Origin of the sequence: Spirulina sp. 06S082 (genome assembly GCF_034932145.1) — a bacterium.
Lineage (GTDB): Bacteria > Cyanobacteriota > Cyanobacteriia > Cyanobacteriales > Spirulinaceae > CCY15215.
In genome coordinates, this window is sequence record NZ_JAYGHV010000144.1 from 1 (window position 1) to 20,268 (window position 20,268).

Below are 20,268 nucleotides of genomic sequence, written 5' to 3' on the forward strand. Positions count from 1 at the left end.
GAAGCCCTTGACGAGGATTGAACTCGTGACCTCACCCTTACCAAGGATTTTCAGTCATCTTACGCGATCGCACTACAACGGCGATCGCGTTTCCTATTTTTAGAGTTTGCAAAAATAAACAACGGCTAGACTCAAGTTTCTTGATTTACATAAAGATGGCAGACCCTTAAGGGCTTGCCAGAATTTTTGAGACTGTGTTACCTTTATACTACAGCAGTATATATTGTTATCAGTACGAATAAACCGATAATTTTTTTTTGAGGATTTTTTAACTATGGTTGCATTCGCTCCAGCATCTTTGCCAGCATCAATAGACACTTATGAAAAATTAAAACTGTATGTGGATCACATTCTTTATCTTGCTTGTAGGGATGTCGCCTATACCAATGATAATGGAATTATGGAATCCGTAATATCATCGGTTCAATGGAGCGTGCAACCCCCAAGCACTATAAACACTACATCAAATATTATCGATTACAGAATTACAAAAAGCGCGATCGCGCTGCAACCGGATCACGCTTTACTACCGGGAAATTTTTGGGATTATGGACTAGAAATTAAAAATAGTTCAGAATTCACTATTCCTTCTGCTTGGTTAACTTAAAATTATGCCTGCTCCCTATATTGTTGTTAGGCGGAAACCACACCCCTTTCCTTCTGTTGTTGTTCCGGGCGATCCTTCTGTTGTTGTTACGCGTCCTCCCTATGTTAAACCCGATCCAAGCCTAATAGAAGGTATAGGCGATGTTATTTTTCGACCGGGTAAAGCTGAAAGCGATCGTAGGCAAAGGCTTCATCAAAGATATCCGAACTTTAACCCACAAACAGGAAAATATGAACCGCCTGTAAATTTTGTAGAGGGCGCATCAAATGGGGTTAAAAATGTCGGTAATATAGCCGATAAAATCGGAGCGGTTTTAAATTTAATATCTTTAGGAGTAACAGGGGTACAAATAGCCAAGGCTATCCCTTCACTATTAAGAAATTCCCCGGCAATTGGTCAAGCGATCGCGAGAACGGCGATCCCTAGGAGAGTTATCAACCCCAAACCCTACATTAATCCCAAAAATTTTGGACCTCAAGATCGCATCCCTTGGCATTATCCAGGGGCTGCGGTATTAGGGGGAGGTGGACCCAAAATTCCTAATGGTGCTGCTGTTTTGAGTCCTAATTCTCCTGGGGGGCGCAACCCTATTGGCTCGTCCCCAATAGGGTCGGATAGAGTGTTCCCAATCGAACCGCCAAAATTTCCTAAAGCTCCATGTTAAAAAATGCCTATTCTTAATTGTTTACCGCAAGGTTTGAGGGACAAACTACCCAAAATAAAACCTAAACCTAAATCGATAAGTGAAGCCCTCTCTCCTCTTGTTTTCCCTATTGATTTCCCTTTTCCAAAAGATTCGCCTATTCCTTCAATAGGTAGTTTGTCCGATGCTTTTAAACCCAAAAACAACGGACAAAATTTTAGCGATCCTCGCGATCTTGCAAACGGCGATCGCGCTCCTGGCGAATATCCTGATAGAGAAGGATTTGCACCAGGAGCGGAAAATAAAGGTTTAGGGTATATTCCCTATAAAGTTACCTATCGCAGCGAAAGTTATTCCGAAAATAATGAGGGGGGTTGGGTAGGCGGTGAAAATTCGGTCAATGTTTGGGGTCCTATCGGCGGGTTTATTAAAACCGATAAATTTTACGGGTTTACCCATCATGGACCTGTAAATTTACCCTGGATGAAAACCGGAGGTAGAACGGGAATAGGGAGTAGCGCTCCTACTACTTGGGAAAATACCCGAATAACAATTATTGATATTAACCCGATGAATAGCGGGGAAGAGGAAAAAGACCCTAGAAGACCCTATATTCCTTCTCCTAGAAGACCGAATAAACCTCATCCGTCAAAATTGCCAGAATCTCCCACAAAAAAACCTAATAAAGAACCTGGGATAGGGGTTGGCGATCCGATCCCAGTAATACCGTTGAAACCCGATCCCATCCCTTCAATACCTAGTCCTAGTAATTCTTTACCCGATCCGAAAAAACCTAAACGAACCCCTTACCCTAATCCACAAACAAATCCTACAAAAAACCCACAAAAACGACCAATCGCACCCATTATTCCTTATCCTTTCCCTACTCCCGGACCCGCCTATACCCCTCCCGATACCCCTTTAGGTACTCCTACTGGTAGTCCTACTGGTTCTCCGTTAAATCTACCCTCGCCGTCCGAGTCACCTAGTGAATCTTCTGGAGGTAACGGTATTGGGAATATTCCTCTTATCCCCACATTTATTAAAAACCCAGTCAAACCAACTCCAAGCACTCCAAGTCAAAAATTAAGAAATGACGAGCCTTGCCGTTGTTCTGGACTTCAATCAGACGAGGATTATATGATTGCTAAAGCATTAAAAATTCAAGTTCCTATCGTTGTTGAGATAGCGGGAGTACCTGTTAATCGAACAAAAACAATTACAATTGTTTCAATTAAAGGAGTTTCTAATGCTAGTGACGTGCTGCAAGCATATCAATTAAGAGCAGATATGCGACGTACTCAAATATTAGCGAGAAATCAGATCGCCGGACAAGTAGGGATTAATAATAAAATTTTGTTATGGATGGAAGGATTTTTGAAAACTCAATTCCCTATCGCTATTAAATTGGCTCAAAACTCATGGAACGCCGCACAGGTATTAGTCAATAACCCATTGATAGACCGTGCGATCGCCATATTAAATTTATCACTGGCATTGCATAACGCGGCACAATTAAGTAATGAAATTCTAGTTACAGTAACAGGAACAATTGATTTAATTTTATCCTTTTTTGGCATTGAATGGAAAACTGTGGATAGTGACGGAGTAGTGAAACCTGTAAGCACTCAAGGTGTTATTAGTGAATTTTTCGCAAATACTCTTAAGAGAACTTTAGGCGCAGAAACCTTTACTAAATTATCGATTCAATGGTTGAAAGCTAACAGGATTTATCAAGCCGCATCTAATGTAATAGATTCTACTCAAAACACTTTAGATAGTATTTTGAATTTAAACGAACTAACCGCTAACGTAACGGGAAAAGTAGGGAATGCCCTAAAACGTGCAGGGGTTGTAATGGAAGATGCTTACGAATGGTTCGATGAAAAAGTCGATAGTGTTAGAGAAAATTCTAAGTTTGGGTGGATTAATAAGTTAGAAAACACCCAAGAAGCCGTCGAAGTAATTGAAGAAATTGTTTCGACAACGGTAGAAATTAAAGAATCATTGCAAGAAATGAAAGAAGCAACGGAAGAATTTAACGAAGCAATTGAAGAAGCGAATAAAGACAACCTAGAGCAATGGGAACAAGTTAAATTACAATCAGAAATACAGATCGATTTAGGAACATTAGAACTTTCTTCGATTGAAGATGACATCGAAAAAGATATAGAAGGGAATTAAAACTATGAACGATCTAAGGAAAAAAAACGACATTGAAAGAATACAGGACTTTCATAAAAAATACACTAATCGAAAGGTTAGAGAATTTTTTAGAGAGGAAGAAAAAAAGAATCGAGGTAACAGAAAAGAAAACAAGCTAGATGTTTTCCAAAATTTGTTATTACATGAGGAGAAAGATAGCGCTATTCTGACGCTATTAAGGCTTGAATTATGGAATAGCTTAAAGATGGATTCTATCTATGAGCAATTAAGAGAAAATCCTATTTTGGGGGCGATCTATGGTATCCCCGCAACCGACTTTCACGACACTGTAAGATTCAAGCCGCAATTGCATCTATTCTTCCGACAAAGTACCCACGATCAGCAAAAAGCCAAAAAAACCTACCCAGTGAGAATGAGTTTAAAGATTAGATTAAATGATGAATTTCTCGAAAAAAACTCATGGTTATTAACGAGAGAAGTTAAGGAAAATTCTCAGATAAAAAAACTGGCCAAAGAAATTTACAGGATTTTCAGAAGAGAAACTTATCAAAAAGGTTTAGAATATTTTACCTATAAAGACAAAGACAAAGACTATCAATTACAACTACAAATGAAAAATGAAAGTTTTGCTAAAGCATTGATAAAAGATATTTTGGCGATACAAGATGACAAACCGGATCATCAATCATTTTTCAGACATCACAAAGATGATGGAAGATTTAACCCGCAAACAGGAGAATTAAGAAAAAATCCTGAAATTAAACTATTTGGGGAAAAGGTTAAAAAATACAGCCTAAAGCGCTTAGAAGGGGAAATAAGACTACATTATGCTGAACTATTCATAGAAGGCTTGGAGAAACCGATTCAATTGGTCGAAACTCAGACAAAAACTGGTAAGACCCCTAGAAAAGCGCTAGAATCTTTTGATTTTCCTAAAGAGACAGGATGGAATACCTAGTAATGTTTGGCGATCGCGTCAAGAAAAATCCCCTCAAACGACATTTGCAGAATTACAAGTGCATGGGCAGACGCGATCGGGTAGAGCCAGACGAGGCGATCGCGTCTGCCCATGATTATCCCGACCAATAGCTTCACGAGACATGGCAATTAGTTGAGCAAGTGTGCTACATTCGTAATACACTTACAACGATGTGACAGAATGCCGCATACTTCACTCCCCCCAAATTACCAATTTGTTCCTTTTGAGTTGCCTGGTATTGGTAACATGACAAACGCAAGCACGATTTTAGTCCGCGCCGTTGAATGGTTAAAGGATCGTCGTGATAAATGTAACACAGGTTACGTTGAACAAGATGGAACCGTTACGATCGCGAGAGTTACGCAACTGGATGGTTCGGTTCTTTATTACGGGGATTTTGGCGATGCTAATGGGGGTAATACTTTTGCAACCGATGGAGATAACGCCTACCGCGCTATTAATAGTTGGAATTTTGACGGCGTTAATGAAATTGCATCTTTTAACATTAATTTACCCACCATTGCAATGTTCCTTGACGGCGCATATATGCAAGCAAGCCGTTTAACTTTTGGAAAAATCGAACCAATCCCAAACCCTTAGACCCGGTTCTCCCAGTTCATTTTCCTGACGGAGAACCGTAATGCCTACACAACTTCATCCTCAAACCCAAAAACAATCTAAACCTATCGGTGAACCATTTGATATGAAAAATCAAAATTACCGAATAGACAGAAACAAAAAAATATAAACAAACTAAGGTATTAATATTAATACCTTAGTTTATTGTTTACAATCGATAAATTTTTAATTCCCTTGCGCCGCGATAAACCTTAAATCCTAAACGATAAGGTAATCCCAAATCGAGAGCAGGATAATGAATCTTTTCTGTATACAATCTTTGCCAGTTCCCCGTAAATTCTTCATTGAATACTTGATAAATAAATCCCCGATACGGGAATTTGTAAAGACTGTTTAAGTCGATAATGAAGTGGAACGGTTGAGAAAATGTCCCTGAAGAATTAAAAATTGTAGTGTCGGTATTATTGTTTAATGGATGAGTTTCGAGTAGTATCATTGGGATTTTTTATGCTATAGTTTTATTATCTTAACTAACGAGGCAAATTATGGGAGTAGCAGTTGCTAAAATTACCGGAAAAACTTTAGTTTTAGCGGTTAAATTAATTAAAGAATCGAATTATTCAGCCGGGCTTTTAGCCAAGTTGGGCTTGGATACTAGCTACACATCGGGAGCTAACGACTTATACATTTCTGCATCTGTCGAAAAACTTATCGAAGATTTTGGCTGGATCGGTTTTAAATGTTTGTTAGAGCCTAGCGGTACACCCCCTAAAAGTCGTTTAACTCATATTATGGCTTGTCCTCCCGACAAAAATCCTCAAGATGTTATTGGGGAACAATACGATGGGAAAAAAATCCTCAATATCAAAATGGCTAGTTTTGAAGAACATATATAGAGTCGCGATCGCGTTCAGAATCCCATAAATTTTTTATGGGATTTTTTATCATGTTAGAAATTGTGTTTGCTAAGTATGGAACGGAAATTTTAATTGCTATTATTACAGCAATCGGTAGTGCTTTATCGGGAACTGTCGGTTATATCGTAGCAAGGGAAAATAACAAAAACCAATTTGTTCTATCCGCGTTAAAAGAGGTAAATGCAGAAAATGCAGCAGACAAAGCAGATTTAATAAATAGAATTCAACTTCTTCAGGAAGAATTTGATAAAATTAAATATTTAGAGATTGCTTGCGAAAAAGCAAAAGGATTAATAGAAATTGAAAATGAATCTCTAAAACAAGAAATAGAAATATTGATAGGCTTCTATGGCAATCCTGAATTGTTGAAGGAATTCGTAGAAAACGTTCGCTTAGTTAACCGAAAAGGGAGGTTTTTCAAATACGCTAACATTGATAAAATTTACGAAAAAATTATCAAAGATTAACAAAAACAATGATTGCTTTTTTACTCGGTTTAGTAGTTGGTTTAACCCTGGCTTTTTTGCTCTATGTTTGGATTTTGCATCAAAGTCCTTTTCATAATTAGGCGATCGCACTCCCCGGCCCGATCGCATCCCTGCGCGATCGCATTCCCCAACGCGATCGCCTTTCAAGTTACAACCTCTTTTTAGATGGGGGAGCGATATCCAATCCCTCAATATAAATGGGGAATTGTTCTTTGATGCTTTTCCAGTTGACGTGAACCGATAGCCCGTCACCAGTATCTCGGATGCTCTGAACGATACCGACTCCCCATTCTTGGTTTTCAATGGCGACAACACGATCTCCTTTCTTTAAGACGGGGATGGGGGTTTCTCGCGGGGGGTTTTCGAGTTTGTCTATTTGAGCCTGCTGTTCCGGGCTGAGTCGGGCGATCGCTAATTCAAGTAAGTCGCCGCAAAGAACCCCCTCTTTAGCTAATGATTTCATCGTCTCCAATGCGACATCTACAATAACCTCGTAGGTTTCCATGCAGTCGCAATTCTCAAGTAGCTCGACAATCTCAATAATATTTTCCTCTTGAGGATGAGAATGATCGCCCTTCTCTGCCTTCCATTGCTTAAACAATGCTTTCTTCTCTGGTGAAATTTTGGCCCAAATCTTTTTGACTTCTGCCGGGGAACAGTGATTTTTTATCTGCCATCCCTCCAAATCCTCGAGGGATTCGCAAAGCTCCAAAACTCCGGCCATAAATTCAATCTCCTCGCCAGATAATTTATCTGACGTTTTTTCGGGGTCTTGTTGACGATCGCCATCTTCTAATGTCTGAATCTCTTTATCTGCAATGGATTGCGGCTCTAGAGGCATTGACGATCGCGTTGACGATCGTTGACGATCGTTGACGATCGTGTGCGATCGTTCAGAATTGCTTCCCGATAAATCAGTTATTCGATCGTCCACATTTTCCTCGATCGTCAACGATCGCACACGATCGTCAATGGAATTTTGGGCATTGACGATCGCGTTATCGATTGTGCTGTCTGGGTTTTGTGGGTCCGCTTGGTCGCGATCGTCCACTTTCTCAGAAAAAACTGATTCAGAAAAAGATATCCCTTCCAAATAGAAGTAAGAATCTTTCTTCTTTTTCGCTTTGGGGAACAATCGCAGAAACCGAGCCGCAACATGATTGCGCTTCACATTATGATCTGACCGTCTGACTTGCTCGTTCCAAATATATTTAGGCTTGCCGTTCTCTTTTTCCTCAATTTCGAGAGTTCCATTGTCGATGTACCATTGCTCGAGCTTCTCCCAAATATCCTTAAGGTAGGTCTTAGCTCCTGGGGTAACTTCCAAACCTGTGTCTTGGCAGAAGGCAATGAGATGATTTGATTCGCGGCGTACTTCATCAATTGCGACCTCTGTGGCTTTGTAATTAATTCCCTCAATGGGCAATCGCTCTAGGGCATCCAAAACCTTGTTCAGGAACGCGGGCAAAATATTGTCGCGGATAAAAGTAGGAGAATCCTTAAATCGCGGATCGGCTTGTAGTTCTCCTTTTCGAGGGTCGGGGTTAGTTTTAAAGGTTTTATTGAAGGTGAGAAAGCAATATCTCGTTGCGATCGCATCCAAACTTGCATCAATGCGAGGGGGTAAGTTGATATTGAAGAAAAAGACCGATTTCACATCAAAATCTACCCCGTCTTTGTTTTTGGCTTCCGAGGTCAAAGAATCCCCAGTAATTGATTGCTTAAGGCTTTCAAGACTGTCGAGGGACAATGCTCCTGAGTTTTCAGAACTCCAGTTTATGCGACTATCTCTTAATGCAGAAAGCGGAAATTTGCGCCCTTGGTCGTATTGCTGAAAATCTGAAAGGGAACAAATACTCATGCCTTTGCCGCCGTACATCTGTTTCACCGTTGCCCGGATAGCATCTTTACCGTTTGAACCCGTTCCCTGACAGAGAGCGGCTCGAATGCGACCAACTTTAGTAAATTCCCTGACCCCTGGTAAATCTAGACTTGCAGCGATTAGTTTTAACAAAATATCTTGTTGAGCGGGTTCTAGGGCAGAGAGAAGGCGATCGCAATCTTCGCTGTTAGCGTTAGGGTCATATTTTGCATCGGAACAATAAGTGTAATAGTTGTTCAGATCGTGAGGGATTAATTTATGTTTTGGGGTTTGTCCCTCCCATTCAATTTTCAGCGTTCCATTCTCCAAATTAATGCCAGGAGGATTGATTGATTTAACGCTTACTCCTGTTAACTGTTTGGCCCATTGGAGGATGGTGCTGGCACTAGAAGGTTTTGCAAATTTACATTTGTAATCCCATTCTTCTTTGCCCCGAACGGTGTAAGTGTTAAGCCATCTGGCTATAGTTCTGAGAAGTAGGGCATCTTCTACAGCTTCATAAAATTTACCCGTCCATTGGTGCATCACGTCTTGGATTGTTATCCACGGTTTATCCCCAAACAATTCATCGTAAGCCTCTTGCGTCCAGATTTTCTCACTATCTGGGACATTGCTGGGTTCTTCTGAAACTTCCCCTATTGTTATGTTTCTCAGGAAATTTGTAACCTCTGATGATGGTGTGTTTTGTCGGGTAATAATCTTGAAGGTTGTTGCTTGACTGACTAATTTCTCGAAGGTCTCAAGCCCATGCTTTTTAATTACATCATCTACGCCTTTTCCTAATGCTGGGTCCCAGTTAATAACGTGAGTCTGACAGCCTTTTTCTGCAAGTAAACGACCGAGCCTTTTCGTGGCATAAAGTACAGTGTTTCTGGTTTCTGGTTTCTGGTCGGAATCATAGGCGATATAAATCTCTCGCTCTTCCGTTGCAAATAGCTCTAAGTCGGGGATGAGTTGAGGAACGGGATCGAGGTTTTCTGATGTTTGTACTTTTGGGCAACCGTTCCAGATGCCTACAATCCCGATCGCCGCATAACCTGCACTTAATAGGGCTGCTGTTTTCTTTGCGCCCTCGGTTATGAAGATGGGAATGTTGCAAACTTTTATCCATCTCCAAAAATCGGCGGTTTTCCATGTTGGGAGAAATTGAAATTCGCGATCGTAGCGTTTGGCGATTTTCTCCCATGCCTCGATCGTGGGTTCTAGGAAAAAGGCTTCGGTTTTGGCTTTGGGAGGGGCTTCATATTTGATAATTTTTCCCTTTTTATCGGTTCTCGGGTTGTTGGGTTTGAATTGCCCAAAGAGGCGTTCATCCCCGGTTTGAGGGTCTACGGTTTTGCACCACCATCCCCCATGAGCAAAGTGCTGATACTGCTTTAGGATTCCCGATCGCAACCTTCCATCGTTGCGCCGATCCTCTTGTGGAAGAGCATAAACTAAGTGTTCGTAAGATTCTTCTTCGTTTAAACTTTTAAAGTTTAAAGCGGCTATTTTGTCGTCGATCGCACTACGTCTAAATTCTTGCAAGTGGGAGACTCGAAACTCTTTTACACTGGTTTTTTGTGGTATAATTGAGGAAGTTTGAGAGACTTTTTCTGTTGTTTCTGTTAACATTATTTTTGCTTTTTAATGAACGGCGATCGCATTCCCTAAGAACGCGATCGCTTTTACTTAAAAGGGGAGTAGAACGTCGTCGTCGGGGAATCTCAATCCCTGAGATTCTCCAAATCTTTTGCATTGCTCAAATCGTGGTTCTTGATTAAAGTTGAGAAACCATTCTCTTTTTCCATAAAACAGGAAGGAACTGAGAGAGGCACGATGAAAGAGACAACAATAGGCAATAAACCAATAGGGATAAAGTTGCTGCCCTTCGCTTCTAACGAGTAAGCAAACTTCATTGCCCGGATAGATTCCGATATTTATTTTGAAATCGAATTCAAAGTGCAGTCTCGTTCCCCAGACGTGAAAAAGTTTAGAGATCATTTTCTTTGTGAACTAAGGTTGTTGGCGGTAATTCCTCGGCCAAAGCAGTTCGGGCAGATGCACCAACTTTGCTGATGGGGGGAGATTTCCCCTTCTCCATTGCATATCTCGCATTTCGTCGGTGTCGGTGTGCGATCGCGCTTCTCTGTTTCTGGTAAGGGCGCGGGCGCGGTTTCTGGTAGAGGCAAGGTTAGCTGTTTATTAAGAGTGTCTGATTCCTCTTGGTAATATTTGTCCTTCTCTTGCCTTGTGAGAATGCGATTTGGGGGTTTCTTTCGGGGGTCTTTTAGTTTGCGATTTGTTTTCATTGCTTGAATAGGAAGGACGATCGCGCCGCTAGACCTGACAGGCGATCGCAATTTAATTAAGAAGTGTTAGGCGATCGCAATGAATCCTCTCTGGATGTTCTATATCTTCAAAAAAAACTAACACCTCTTCCTGTGCAAACTGAGGATCCGCACGCTCATCTTCGTAAGGTAGTGAGTAAACCCAGCCGGTTTCGCCCTTCAAAAGATGTCCATTACCTGTAACCTTGACCCGATCGCCAGGCTTAAACGGCGGTTTGCTGTTGAGCCATTCCTCGTGGATTTCTTCTGCATACCTTTCTATCTCTCTTCTCACTTGGAGGAGTTGGCTGTTGAGAGTATAATAAGCATCTTTTTTTTCTTTTAGCCGAAGAAATCTCGCGATTTCGTAAAGATGTTCTTCGTACTGAACTTCTGGGGGTTTTTCATTGTTAATGTCTGGGGTTGTCATTGTTAATGATTGATAAATTTAGGGACGATCGCGCCGCTAGACCTGACAGGCGATCGCGTTTTGATTGGGCAAGAGGTGGGAATTGCACCCACTGGCCGCGCCCGTTGGCTGCAGCCCCGCTTCCGGCTCCTGCCATGAAAAGGCAATGTGGTGGGAGCACATCGCCATGAATGCTCAATTCGGTGTGTGGGAAGCGGTGGGAGTTGCACCCAAACAGTTAGGGGTCGAACACCTTTGGTGGGGTCGAACACTGAACTGCTGCGTTCTTGTACGCCTACTTCCAAGAAAAGGGGACGCAGCCCCTAGAGAGGAGATTTTTCGATGTGATAAATATCGACGATCCAGTTATAACATCAATTTATAGCATAATTGTACAGATTGATGTAAAAAGTCAAGCGCTTTGACTTTTTTTTAAAGTTGACTAAAATAAAAATTACAGATTGATGGAATTATGGAACTCAACTCAACTCAGCAGCAAAAAGATAAGGCAAATGTAACCGCGCCTCTTGTGGAGTGGTTAGATACCGTTCGAGGAGAAGAAAGCGAGTTGCAATTTGAAAAAAATCTAGGTCTTGCCCGAAATTCTATCCGCAATATAAGAGAGGGAAGACTTCCCGGCTACGATAAGCTCGTAAAAATTCGCCAAGGGACGGGAGTTTCTTGGGAGTTTCTTGGGAGTTTGCTTGAAGCCCCTTTCGATCCAAAGACAGTTTTGGTAAAAAAAAAACCGAGGAGGAAAAAACCTCTGATTTACAAGAAAAACTAATTGTTACAATATCTTCGCAATTAGAAAAGCAGTTAAATCCAATCTTTTATTTTTTCAAAAATTTTCTTTTAAAAGAGATGAGTGCATCAGACCCCCGACGAAAACTTGTTGCTCGGTACAGCGAAATAGAAGCGATCGCGAAAAAAATAGGAATAGAAGAGGACGATCTTCGTGCTTGGGTAAGCGGAGATAACCGATGGAATTATAGTAGAGGAAAAGCCCATCTCTTAGCGGATGAGTTGGGATGCAATATAGAGGAAATAGAAGAAACCCTTAACCTTCCTCACGATGAAATTAATCTAGAGGAAGGGGAAGGGGAAGAAAACGAAAACAATCTAGGTAAGAGGTCGCATCTCAATTGTTTTCACTAACCGACAAAGGCGACCATAATAATTAACAAGTCGAACTCGAACCCGTCGCTCAAATAGCTCTCCTGTAAACTGAGGAGCTACATACACGACTTCTATACTCCCTTGAGGGTTTGTTTTGGCATTCTCCCAGATGGCTTGCATATACTTGTCAAACTGATCGGGCAAGAAAAAATCTTTATGCGATTTTATCTTTTTCCATTGCTCCGGATTTGTTCCACTTGCAATAGAAATATGAGCAGAAGAGAAAATCCCCTTGTTTTCATTCATTGTTAGAATCCCACAAGGATAAGGACTCTTTAAAACTTCTGTCTCAATAATGGTGTTTTCAACAGGTTGCAAACCCAGTTCATTGAGAGTTAATATTCTTTTGGGCTTATTGTCCATTTTTTTTCTGTTCCAAATCAAATCAGAAGGAGAATTTAACTCCTCTGATTTGATTATTACTCTAGAAACATAAAAATTTAATGAATTAATAATTTCCCAGCATCTTTCAACAATGGTTTTTCTCATCCACATAGGGACGGTCAATAAGAGAGTGGAGTTGTTATATTGAACTCTTACAAAAGCAGGATGTATGCCCTGCTTTTGTAAGCAAGAAAAAACCGTTACTTTTTCGATATTACTAATCATTGATTGCTATTAACTGAGGGAAATAGATCGAAGCGTAAATTTATTGGTAAACGCAGAATAGTACCCTAGTGCCATTCTAGTTCTGAAAATTTTTTTACCCATAACGTATTTTATCTTTTTCTCTTTTTGTTGCCCTCCAGATAGAGAAACTGTCCGGAATCTCCTTTTTTGTAAAAAAGGGGCAAAGCCTCTTGACTATACTCCATCAATATGTACAATAGAGTATAGATTGATGAAATCGCAGCATGACAGGAAAAGAGCAAACAGAGCCGATCGCGAATCGCTAGGGTGCAAGTCCCGATTTTTCTAAAGTGCTAAACGTTCGACACCCCCAATAAAAAGCGATCGCACCCTGTTGCAGAAGGAAAACAGCCTAAATAGCGAGTTGCGACTCTCCGAGGTGAAAGACCCAGAGTTTTCCTAAAGTGCAGCGCGATCGACAACCAAAAAACAATAAAAAGCGATCGCGCAGTGCGACTATCCCAACTACCAGCGAGGAAATTATTTTTTCTCTTGTCGTTGCCGAGGTTCGTCGTCTTGAACGATTTGAGCTAAACGCTTAACCCGAGGTCGCGCAGACTGACTAGCTTCCTTCCTCTTGCGCTTTTTCTTCCCCCAATATTGAAATGCCAAAAAGCGAGCTTGATGGATATAAGCCATCAAAAATACAGCAAAAACAAAAGCTGTGCTTGCAATCTGTGTCATTTCCGCAAGCATATCCGAACCTTCTCTTAAATCAGAAAATGCAGGGCTTGCATACACGAAAAAAACAAAAAGACCACTAGAAATCCAGATTATCCAGTCAATTAACGACTCATACCAAAACTGTTTAGGAGGAATCCAAGACCATGAAACAGGCTGTTTTTGTGAAATTGCTACCCACTGACAAACAACGGTATGAAACCAAAATACACCTACAAGCCTACCAATACTTATGAGTAAAAGTAGTGAACTTAAAACAAGATGTACAACAGGTGCATTAGCATTTGAAAAAAATAGGGTTAACAAGTTAAAAAACGCAGAAAAAAATAGGGTTAACAAGTTAAAAAACGCATTAACAACAAAGACCCCTATCGTTGTCGAAAGACTAATAATTGCAACCCTTAGCCAACATTGCGGATAAGGAAACCAGCGAGGAAAACGCATAACTAAACCAATAAACACATTATCCCCAGCATCTCACAAATGGAAACAACACTCAAAAGCATTAAGGAGCAACTGTCCCCATACAACGCCACCCCCGAACTCATCGCCGCCGTCGTCCGTGCTGACATCAAGAAAATTTTCAGCGAACTGATGGCAGTGAAGAGCGGCCGCGATCGGGGCATCCTAACCCGAATCATCAAGGAAATTATTGCGGAGCGAATTATCAATGAGTAATGTTCGGCGATCTAGTTCTTGGCGAGACCAAGCAAGAGAACGAATTGAAAAAGTTGAAAAACTTTATCTGAAAGCCCATCCAGAGCGACCCGTAAATATCAAGGCATTGAAAAAGGAAATCTCCAATGCTTATCCATTCGGACAACGAGCCAATCATCCCTATAAAATCTGGCTCTCAGAGGTCAAAAGCTGCCTTGAATACTACGAAGAAACCCGCTTTGACCCCAAACAACCACCAAAATTAAAAACCTTTAGCCCACTAAAAGGGAAAACCAAAAAATCACCCCCACCCCCACCCGGACAGTTAAGTTTATTCGACACCAAGGAAACAAATTAACCCCTCAATCCTTAACCAAAACAAACCATGAACGACGTAGACCTAATTCTCTCCATTCCCAACACCTCTCAACCAAACCCCGATCGAGCCAAAATGCTTTTAGCTCTAAAACAAAATGAAGAGCTAATGCAAGAACTCGCCGGCAACAAATTACTACTCAACGAATTTAGCCGAAAACTAATGGTGCAAGCCGCCAAAGCCGCCTATCAAGCAATGTAATTTTTTTACTCTGAATCAATTCAGACTTGATTCAGACATGATTCAGACGTTGACTCAGGCATTGACTCAGACATTGATTCCGACATTGACTCAGACATGATTCAGGCAATTACCCCAAACCTAAGCAGGAGGGAGCTTTCAGAACATCTAAACGCATCTCCCAACACCCTCTCCCAGGATGAAAAAATGCTGAAACTTCTCCTCAGAGACTTTCGAGAGCAATGGGAATCGGAAAATTATACCCCTTACATTTGCTGGGTAATAACCCGAACTCGATACGAATCTCGAAGTAACCGATGGGATCGTCGCCACGGTCGAGAACGACTCAAACAATGGGTTCGTTGCAACCGAAACAACCTCTCAAAAGAAGCCTTTCAAACCTATCTAACAACCCAAAAACTCAACCAATGAACAAAGCTGACCTCTTGAACAAAACCGGACTGGATGAAGAAACCTTGGCGATCGCCATAGAAGACCTCGGCGGGAATTCCGACGATCCGCAAGTTTCCGAAAATATTGCCATCCAAGTCTTGCAGCAGTATTCCCCCAACGAACAATTGGCGATCGGGCCGAGCGAACTGCCTCCCGTAAACTTCCCAGGGGAAACAGACCTCGACATCCCCCAACTCTACTGGTCCGAAGTTTCCCGAACGGTCAAAAGCCTGGCACAAGCCGACCTGCGAGAAGCTCTCGAAAGCCTAGGCGTTGGCAAAATGACACGGACCCAGCGCCTCAAAACCTTACAGAACTTAGTATCCAAATAGGAATCTCAAACAATGAACAACAATCAAGAACTCTCATTCGTAGAAGGCCAAGTTATCCCCTGGGGAGGAACTTTCGCTTTAGCCGATGCCATAGAGCGCGGCAATGGTCCAGATATCGATCGCGAGATTCAACAATGCGACCCTCAAGATCGCTATCGCCTTTATCAAATTGCTACTCAACTGATTGAGCAAATCCATCAATAAAAAGGAGGGCGATCGCACAGCAATGCGATCGCTCCCCCCAACCCATAGGTTTATCTACCAATCCCATTATGTCTCAGATTCCCCCATATCAAAACCTCCCGCCTGCCGGACACTATCGCATTGCCTTCCGTCCGTCCTGCGACCAACTCATTAATCAACTCGTTGGCGATCGCGTTCAGTGGGGAGTCCAACTCCCCAACGGAGAATTTCACGTTTTAGGAACCAGACCCCCCGAACCAATCAAGCAAGCCCATGCAGCACTAGACGCACAGGGATTATGCAAAGTTAACGGGGCTGAAGTTCCCATCGTTTCCCCCCATCAATCCGTCGCCTCAACCCGGCAACAAGTTGAGAACGTTCCCCATGACGGGACAAATCAAAAAATCTATTCTCTTGTTCTCCTCGCGATCATTGCAATAGCGATCGTTGCAGTTGTAATTATCGCCTCAACCCGCACCGATAAAGACCTCCAAGCATTTCTCAAGGGGGATGACTAAAGATGTTGACTTCCCAAGCATTTAAAGCCTGGCTCGAAAACGCCAATCACAAAAACAATATCGTAGGGTCTTCCGATGACCCTGCAAATTGCCCGATCGCCAACTATTTAAAGGATGGGAATGATTATCTGGCGATCGAAGTGTTGGACTGCGAAGTAAATATCTGGCACCCCGGCGATCACGATCCCATCTCTTATCCTCTCCCTGATTGGGCGCAAAGGTTCATCAACGAGATTGATGGAGAAAACACCGACCCCCACGAGGAAGTCCATCAGGATTGGGCGCTAAAAATATTAACCGCCAAAGACATCCAGGCATTTGTCAAGGGGGAAGAATGAAACCCGATCCTTTAACCATTGGCGCATTGGCGATCGTTGCCATTGGAGGAATAGCCAATGCCTTCAACGGCGGGCAACAAACCCGATCCGCTCAAACTACCGAAACCCAAACAGCCAAGGTATCTATGCAAATTGAGGAAGATGCGATCGCCATCTCCAAAAAACTCGCTGAAACCCGCTATCAGAGCGGTTTATGCCTAATAGCGAATAATCCCATCGCACCAGGGCAAATAGTTCGGGGAGCTAAAACAGGGCAAATAGTTTGCGATCGCTTTGGCAATACCGCGATCGTCTCTAAAACTGGAGAACTCCTCCAACTAGCCAAAACTGACGATAAAAACATCATTCAGGGAGGAATAAATTAAATTAATGAATACAACAACAGCACCCAACGGGACAAATAATACTGCCCCCCCAAACGGGACACAGCCAAAAGCCACTTGGAAACAAAGAGCGACCCAAGCAAAAAACGACCCTGAATCCGTTAAAAAAATTACTGGGGCGATCATCTTTTTCGGGGCTGCCATAGTCGAAGGAATCGTGCTTTTTGCTAATCTTTCCCCCTATATGAAAGCATCTAACGTTCTCATCGCAAAAGCGTTAGGAACAACCAAAATCGCACTAAAGCCCATTGGCTGGATAGTTGGTATAGCAGGGTTAGCATCAGTTCAAGTGGGAGAAATTCGCCCACTACTCCTCAAGAATCCCAGTAAAGAAGAATACGCGAGAGCCAGTGCGATCGCCACGATTTTTTACGCAATTGATTGCAGTTTAGCCATCATGTTTTGGCCGCCCTTAAATGTTGGTTTCATGGAGTTTGTAACTGCTCCCGTTCTGACCTCAATCAACTGGTTGAATATCTTAATCATTTTCATCACATTGTTTGGTGCTGAATGGCTTGTAAAACTCCATCACGGATTACGTTAAAACCATGAAAACAAAAGAAGACTTAATTTATCAATCAGAAATCAATGCAGTTGATTCCCGTTTTAATCCCCTGAAAATAATCATCCCCCTAGGGATTACAACGTGGCCTCTCGTTTTTTCGTTTGGAGGGTTTTTTGCCGTTGGAGGATTGGCTGTCTTAGGTATTGCAGCCATTGGATTTCGCTACCGTTTGGTGGTTAAAGACTGGCAAGGTATTCAAACGGACTGGGACAAAATAAACGAAACCGAGGCTAAAAAATTATGGAAATTGACAAAAGACGAGGATCGTCCTCAACTCAAGCACATCCTCCATCAACATGGAAAATTCCTGCGACCCAAAGGATCGCACATAATATTCACGGACGTTAGCGCTGGCCGCCCTCGTGAAGAAGGCGAAGGCGAAGGCGACGGCGGGCTGATTGACAGTTATCCCTACTCTGCTTTTGACACTGCGAAGGGGATACCCCCTCTCGATATCCCCCAACTGCTCTCGCAAGCTACTGGCATCGCCTTGCTGGGTAATTCTGGGTCCGGCAAAACAACATTAGCCAAGGCTATCGCCGGGGGGATGCAAGATTCTCAAGTCATTATCCTTGACCCCGAGGACACGGACTGGGGAAGCCTAACGGTTGTTCGCGACTATGCGGCGATCTTAAAACAGATGGAGATACTTTTGAACCTTTTGGAGTCGAGGGACAAAACCCCAATGGTTGTGATTGTTGACGAAGTTCCCGCCATCCGACTCTATGCAATCAACGAAGGAAAACCAACCTTAAAACAGGTCGATAACTTCCTTCTCCAATTCGGATCGCGAGGTCGAAAATATAATAAATTGGCAATTTTCTGCTCTCAGTCCGGCAATGTCAAATCCCTTGGGTTGGAGGGACAGGGCGACTTTTTGGAGAATTTCACCTTGATTCGCTTACAAAAGATTGCCAACAAATATGCTCGGAACTTGCCTAATCAAGACATCTATCGCGATATTCAAAACATTGCTTATCCGGTTTTAATGAATGCGGACAAGCTACATTTACACCCCAATCTGGGACATCATAAGACAGTCGAAAAAGGAGCAAAACCAGAGGGGCTGCAGCCACTGCGATCGCTCCCTCTCACATTCCCCCTTGCCTTATCCCCAACCAGTCCAACCAGTTGCAGGGATACCCCCCCAACCACCACTCAACCAGCATCTCAACCAGTTGCAACCAGTTGGCAACCAGTTGACCCAACCACCCAAATGAGCGAGGTCAACCGTGCCAACCTGCAAAAATTAATTGACTCTGGTTGGAGTCAAAATCGCATCATTAAAGAGTTTTTTGGTATCAGTTCTAAGGGGACTAACGCTTACTATGATGCGGCTAAAATCATTCGAGAGATGAAAGGATTATCAGATGATTATCCTGATATGTTCAACGGGATAACTTGACAATTTAGAAAACTGGCGATTGTGTTATGCGATCGCCAGAATTATTTACTTTTAAAGATAATGCAATTATCAACTATACAAAAATCGCCAGATGGAAGAAAAATTGATAGAATAGGTCGCGTAACAATCGTAAAACATCACAATAGTTTTAGGTTAAGACTGAAGGTTAATTACAAACAAATTAATATTACTATTTCAGGAGGAATCACCCTACAAACTTTGAAAACAGCCAAGGATACAGCTAATAAAATAAACTCAGAATTAGCTTTAAAATGTTTCGATATTAGGAATTACAAAGAAACTCAAAAAACAACCGAACTCACATTAATAGATATTTGGAATAATTATAAAGAAATAAAAAAGCATCAGATTGCTCCCACAACACAAAGTAGATTATGGAAAGATATTGATAAATTTTTAAAAGATATCCCTGCTAAAGCAAACGATATGCAAAACATTGAAAATCTTGCATCACATGGGCTAAAAATAAGAGCGGCGGGGACATTACATCGCTATTTTACCAGTTTAAATGCAGCCATAAAATTAGTGACTGGCGAACATGAAAATCTAAAATCACAACTCCCCAAAATGCAGCGAAAAACAATTCAATGGTTTGAACCATTAGAAATAAAAGCCATTCTCGAAGCCTTCAGGGAAGACACCTACAACTCGGCTAATAGCTCTTACGCTCATAGTTACTATTATCCCTATGTTGCCTTTTTAGCGCTTACAGGCTGTAGACCCGAGGAGGCGATCGCATTAACTTGGAACGATCTGCAATGGGGAAGAAAGGGATGCAAAGCCCAAATCTCCAAGGTTTACAGTAAAGGCATCCTCATGCCAGTTACCAAGAATCATATTGCTCGGGTTATTCCTCTAGCTCCGAAGTTGGCAGAAATACTCAAACCTCTAGAAGGAAAGGAAACACTTTTCTCTAGTCCTACCGGAGGTTATCTCAATCACAGTAATTTTTATAGGCGGCAATGGTGCTTTATCCTTGACAACTTGGTGAAGGATGAAAAAATTGTGACCCGATTGCGCCCCTACTGTTTGAGACATAGCTACGTCACGAACCTACATTACGAACATGGAGTTTCATTAGTTGCGATCGCGCAACTGATAGGCGATCGCCCAGAAACCGTTATGAGGTGTTACACGGGATTGAAAAATTTTGAGCCTGACGAACTTCCCGATCTTTACTAATTCCGTCCAAATTGCGCCCCATTTGCGCCCCAAGATGCAAGAAAGATAGTAAAGAATCGCTGAAAGCCTTGGTATAAGAGAAGCCCTTGACGAGGATTGAACTCGTGACCTCACCCTTACCAAGGATTTTCAGTCATCTTACGCGATCGCACTACAACGGCGATCGCGTTTCCTATTTTTAGAGTTTGCAAAAATAAACAACGGCT

Annotated in this window: 28 protein-coding genes; 22 read left to right on the top strand and 6 right to left on the bottom strand. The window is 42.1% G+C overall.

Features of this window, described 5'->3' with window-relative positions; translation table 11 throughout:
* The first annotated feature begins 274 nt into the window (after positions 1 to 274).
* The 6 genes from VB714_RS10620 to VB714_RS10645 all read left to right on the top strand — a co-directional run bounded on the left by VB714_RS10620 (position 275) and on the right by VB714_RS10645 (position 4,995).
* Entirely contained in the window at positions 275 to 607 is a 333-nt protein-coding gene (locus tag VB714_RS10620; protein ID WP_323223891.1) for a hypothetical protein, read from the top strand.
* Positions 608 to 611: 4 nt separating this feature from the next.
* Positions 612 to 1,271 (top strand): hypothetical protein, encoded by a 660-nt coding sequence (locus VB714_RS10625; protein ID WP_323223893.1) that lies wholly within the window; start codon positions 612 to 614, stop codon positions 1,269 to 1,271.
* A gap of 156 nt (positions 1,272 to 1,427) precedes the next feature.
* Positions 1,428 to 3,434, top strand: a complete 2,007-nt coding sequence (locus tag VB714_RS10630; RefSeq protein ID WP_323223895.1) for a hypothetical protein — start codon at positions 1,428 to 1,430, stop codon at positions 3,432 to 3,434.
* 4 nt (positions 3,435 to 3,438) lie between these two features.
* Complete coding sequence (locus tag VB714_RS10635) at positions 3,439 to 4,374, top strand: hypothetical protein (protein ID WP_323223897.1); 936 nt, start codon at positions 3,439 to 3,441, stop codon at positions 4,372 to 4,374.
* A complete protein-coding gene (locus VB714_RS10640; RefSeq protein WP_323223898.1) occupies positions 4,362 to 4,505 on the top strand; it encodes a hypothetical protein in 144 nt (47 codons plus the stop codon). Before VB714_RS10635 ends, VB714_RS10640 begins: the two co-directional genes overlap by 13 nt.
* 136 nt (positions 4,506 to 4,641) lie before the next feature.
* Positions 4,642 to 4,995: a hypothetical protein gene (locus VB714_RS10645; protein ID WP_323223899.1), complete on the top strand. Its 354-nt coding sequence runs from the start codon at positions 4,642 to 4,644 to the stop codon at positions 4,993 to 4,995.
* Between the two features lie 187 nt (positions 4,996 to 5,182).
* Here the strand turns inward: VB714_RS10645 and VB714_RS10650 are convergent, their stop codons facing one another.
* On the bottom strand, positions 5,183 to 5,470 hold the full coding sequence (locus tag VB714_RS10650; protein ID WP_323223901.1) for a hypothetical protein: 288 nt from the start codon (positions 5,468 to 5,470) through the stop codon (positions 5,183 to 5,185).
* 49 nt (positions 5,471 to 5,519) lie between these two features.
* On the opposite strand from VB714_RS10650, the gene VB714_RS10655 reads away from it, so the two are divergent.
* Both VB714_RS10655 and VB714_RS10660 read left to right on the top strand, forming a co-directional pair.
* The gene (locus VB714_RS10655; protein ID WP_323223903.1) at positions 5,520 to 5,870 is read left to right on the top strand and encodes a hypothetical protein; all 351 of its coding nucleotides are present in this window, start codon (positions 5,520 to 5,522) and stop codon (positions 5,868 to 5,870) included.
* A gap of 50 nt (positions 5,871 to 5,920) precedes the next feature.
* On the top strand, positions 5,921 to 6,358 hold the full coding sequence (locus tag VB714_RS10660) for a hypothetical protein (RefSeq protein ID WP_323223904.1): 438 nt from the start codon (positions 5,921 to 5,923) through the stop codon (positions 6,356 to 6,358).
* 169 nt (positions 6,359 to 6,527) lie between these two features.
* Here VB714_RS10660 and VB714_RS10665 read toward each other — a convergent pair whose 3' ends face one another.
* From VB714_RS10665 to VB714_RS10675, 3 genes are all read right to left on the bottom strand, one after another.
* Positions 6,528 to 9,875 (bottom strand): DUF3854 domain-containing protein, encoded by a 3,348-nt coding sequence (locus VB714_RS10665; RefSeq protein ID WP_323223906.1) that lies wholly within the window; start codon positions 9,873 to 9,875, stop codon positions 6,528 to 6,530.
* 729 nt (positions 9,876 to 10,604) lie between these two features.
* Positions 10,605 to 11,000, bottom strand: a complete 396-nt coding sequence (locus tag VB714_RS10670) for a hypothetical protein (protein ID WP_323223907.1) — start codon at positions 10,998 to 11,000, stop codon at positions 10,605 to 10,607.
* Complete coding sequence (locus tag VB714_RS10675) at positions 10,981 to 11,160, bottom strand: hypothetical protein (protein WP_323223909.1); 180 nt, start codon at positions 11,158 to 11,160, stop codon at positions 10,981 to 10,983. The genes VB714_RS10670 and VB714_RS10675 overlap by 20 nt, the downstream gene beginning before the upstream one ends.
* A gap of 291 nt (positions 11,161 to 11,451) precedes the next feature.
* On the opposite strand from VB714_RS10675, the gene VB714_RS10680 reads away from it, so the two are divergent.
* Both VB714_RS10680 and VB714_RS10685 read left to right on the top strand, forming a co-directional pair.
* A complete protein-coding gene (locus tag VB714_RS10680; protein WP_323223910.1) occupies positions 11,452 to 11,766 on the top strand; it encodes a hypothetical protein in 315 nt (104 codons plus the stop codon).
* 77 nt (positions 11,767 to 11,843) lie between these two features.
* Positions 11,844 to 12,137 carry a hypothetical protein gene (locus VB714_RS10685; RefSeq protein WP_323223912.1) on the top strand — a complete coding sequence of 98 codons (294 nt, stop codon included), beginning with the start codon at positions 11,844 to 11,846 and terminating at the stop codon, positions 12,135 to 12,137.
* On the opposite strand, the gene VB714_RS10690 is transcribed toward VB714_RS10685, so the two are convergent.
* Together VB714_RS10690 and VB714_RS10695 are read right to left on the bottom strand one after the other, a co-directional pair.
* The gene (locus VB714_RS10690) at positions 12,102 to 12,767 is read right to left on the bottom strand and encodes a hypothetical protein (RefSeq protein WP_323223914.1); all 666 of its coding nucleotides are present in this window, start codon (positions 12,765 to 12,767) and stop codon (positions 12,102 to 12,104) included. The genes VB714_RS10685 and VB714_RS10690 overlap by 36 nt on opposite strands.
* A gap of 501 nt (positions 12,768 to 13,268) precedes the next feature.
* Positions 13,269 to 13,913: a hypothetical protein gene (locus VB714_RS10695; protein ID WP_323223915.1), complete on the bottom strand. Its 645-nt coding sequence runs from the start codon at positions 13,911 to 13,913 to the stop codon at positions 13,269 to 13,271.
* A gap of 39 nt (positions 13,914 to 13,952) precedes the next feature.
* Between VB714_RS10695 and VB714_RS10700 the strand changes: the two genes are divergently transcribed.
* From VB714_RS10700 to VB714_RS10755, 12 genes are all read left to right on the top strand, one after another.
* Positions 13,953 to 14,147, top strand: a complete 195-nt coding sequence (locus VB714_RS10700; protein ID WP_323223918.1) for a hypothetical protein — start codon at positions 13,953 to 13,955, stop codon at positions 14,145 to 14,147.
* Complete coding sequence (locus VB714_RS10705; RefSeq protein WP_323223919.1) at positions 14,140 to 14,484, top strand: hypothetical protein; 345 nt, start codon at positions 14,140 to 14,142, stop codon at positions 14,482 to 14,484. The genes VB714_RS10700 and VB714_RS10705 overlap by 8 nt, the downstream gene beginning before the upstream one ends.
* Before the next feature lie 27 nt (positions 14,485 to 14,511).
* Positions 14,512 to 14,703 carry a hypothetical protein gene (locus tag VB714_RS10710; RefSeq protein ID WP_323223922.1) on the top strand — a complete coding sequence of 64 codons (192 nt, stop codon included), beginning with the start codon at positions 14,512 to 14,514 and terminating at the stop codon, positions 14,701 to 14,703.
* A 186-nt stretch (positions 14,704 to 14,889) separates the two neighbouring features.
* A complete protein-coding gene (locus tag VB714_RS10715; protein WP_323223924.1) occupies positions 14,890 to 15,114 on the top strand; it encodes a hypothetical protein in 225 nt (74 codons plus the stop codon).
* A complete protein-coding gene (locus VB714_RS10720) occupies positions 15,111 to 15,467 on the top strand; it encodes a hypothetical protein (RefSeq protein WP_323223926.1) in 357 nt (118 codons plus the stop codon). Before VB714_RS10715 ends, VB714_RS10720 begins: the two co-directional genes overlap by 4 nt.
* A gap of 12 nt (positions 15,468 to 15,479) precedes the next feature.
* The gene (locus VB714_RS10725; RefSeq protein ID WP_323223928.1) at positions 15,480 to 15,671 is read left to right on the top strand and encodes a hypothetical protein; all 192 of its coding nucleotides are present in this window, start codon (positions 15,480 to 15,482) and stop codon (positions 15,669 to 15,671) included.
* Between the two features lie 68 nt (positions 15,672 to 15,739).
* Complete coding sequence (locus VB714_RS10730; RefSeq protein ID WP_323223930.1) at positions 15,740 to 16,168, top strand: hypothetical protein; 429 nt, start codon at positions 15,740 to 15,742, stop codon at positions 16,166 to 16,168.
* Between the two features lie 2 nt (positions 16,169 to 16,170).
* Positions 16,171 to 16,506: a hypothetical protein gene (locus tag VB714_RS10735; protein WP_323223933.1), complete on the top strand. Its 336-nt coding sequence runs from the start codon at positions 16,171 to 16,173 to the stop codon at positions 16,504 to 16,506.
* On the top strand, positions 16,503 to 16,871 hold the full coding sequence (locus VB714_RS10740; protein WP_323223935.1) for a hypothetical protein: 369 nt from the start codon (positions 16,503 to 16,505) through the stop codon (positions 16,869 to 16,871). The genes VB714_RS10735 and VB714_RS10740 overlap by 4 nt, the downstream gene beginning before the upstream one ends.
* Before the next feature lie 4 nt (positions 16,872 to 16,875).
* Positions 16,876 to 17,433, top strand: coding sequence for a hypothetical protein (locus VB714_RS10745; RefSeq protein ID WP_323223937.1), 558 nt, complete (start codon positions 16,876 to 16,878; stop codon positions 17,431 to 17,433).
* Positions 17,434 to 17,437: 4 nt separating this feature from the next.
* Positions 17,438 to 18,859 carry an ATP-binding protein gene (locus VB714_RS10750; protein ID WP_323223939.1) on the top strand — a complete coding sequence of 474 codons (1,422 nt, stop codon included), beginning with the start codon at positions 17,438 to 17,440 and terminating at the stop codon, positions 18,857 to 18,859.
* A 60-nt stretch (positions 18,860 to 18,919) separates the two neighbouring features.
* Positions 18,920 to 20,062 (top strand): tyrosine-type recombinase/integrase, encoded by a 1,143-nt coding sequence (locus VB714_RS10755; protein WP_323223942.1) that lies wholly within the window; start codon positions 18,920 to 18,922, stop codon positions 20,060 to 20,062.
* The last annotated feature ends 206 nt before the right edge of the window (positions 20,063 to 20,268 follow it).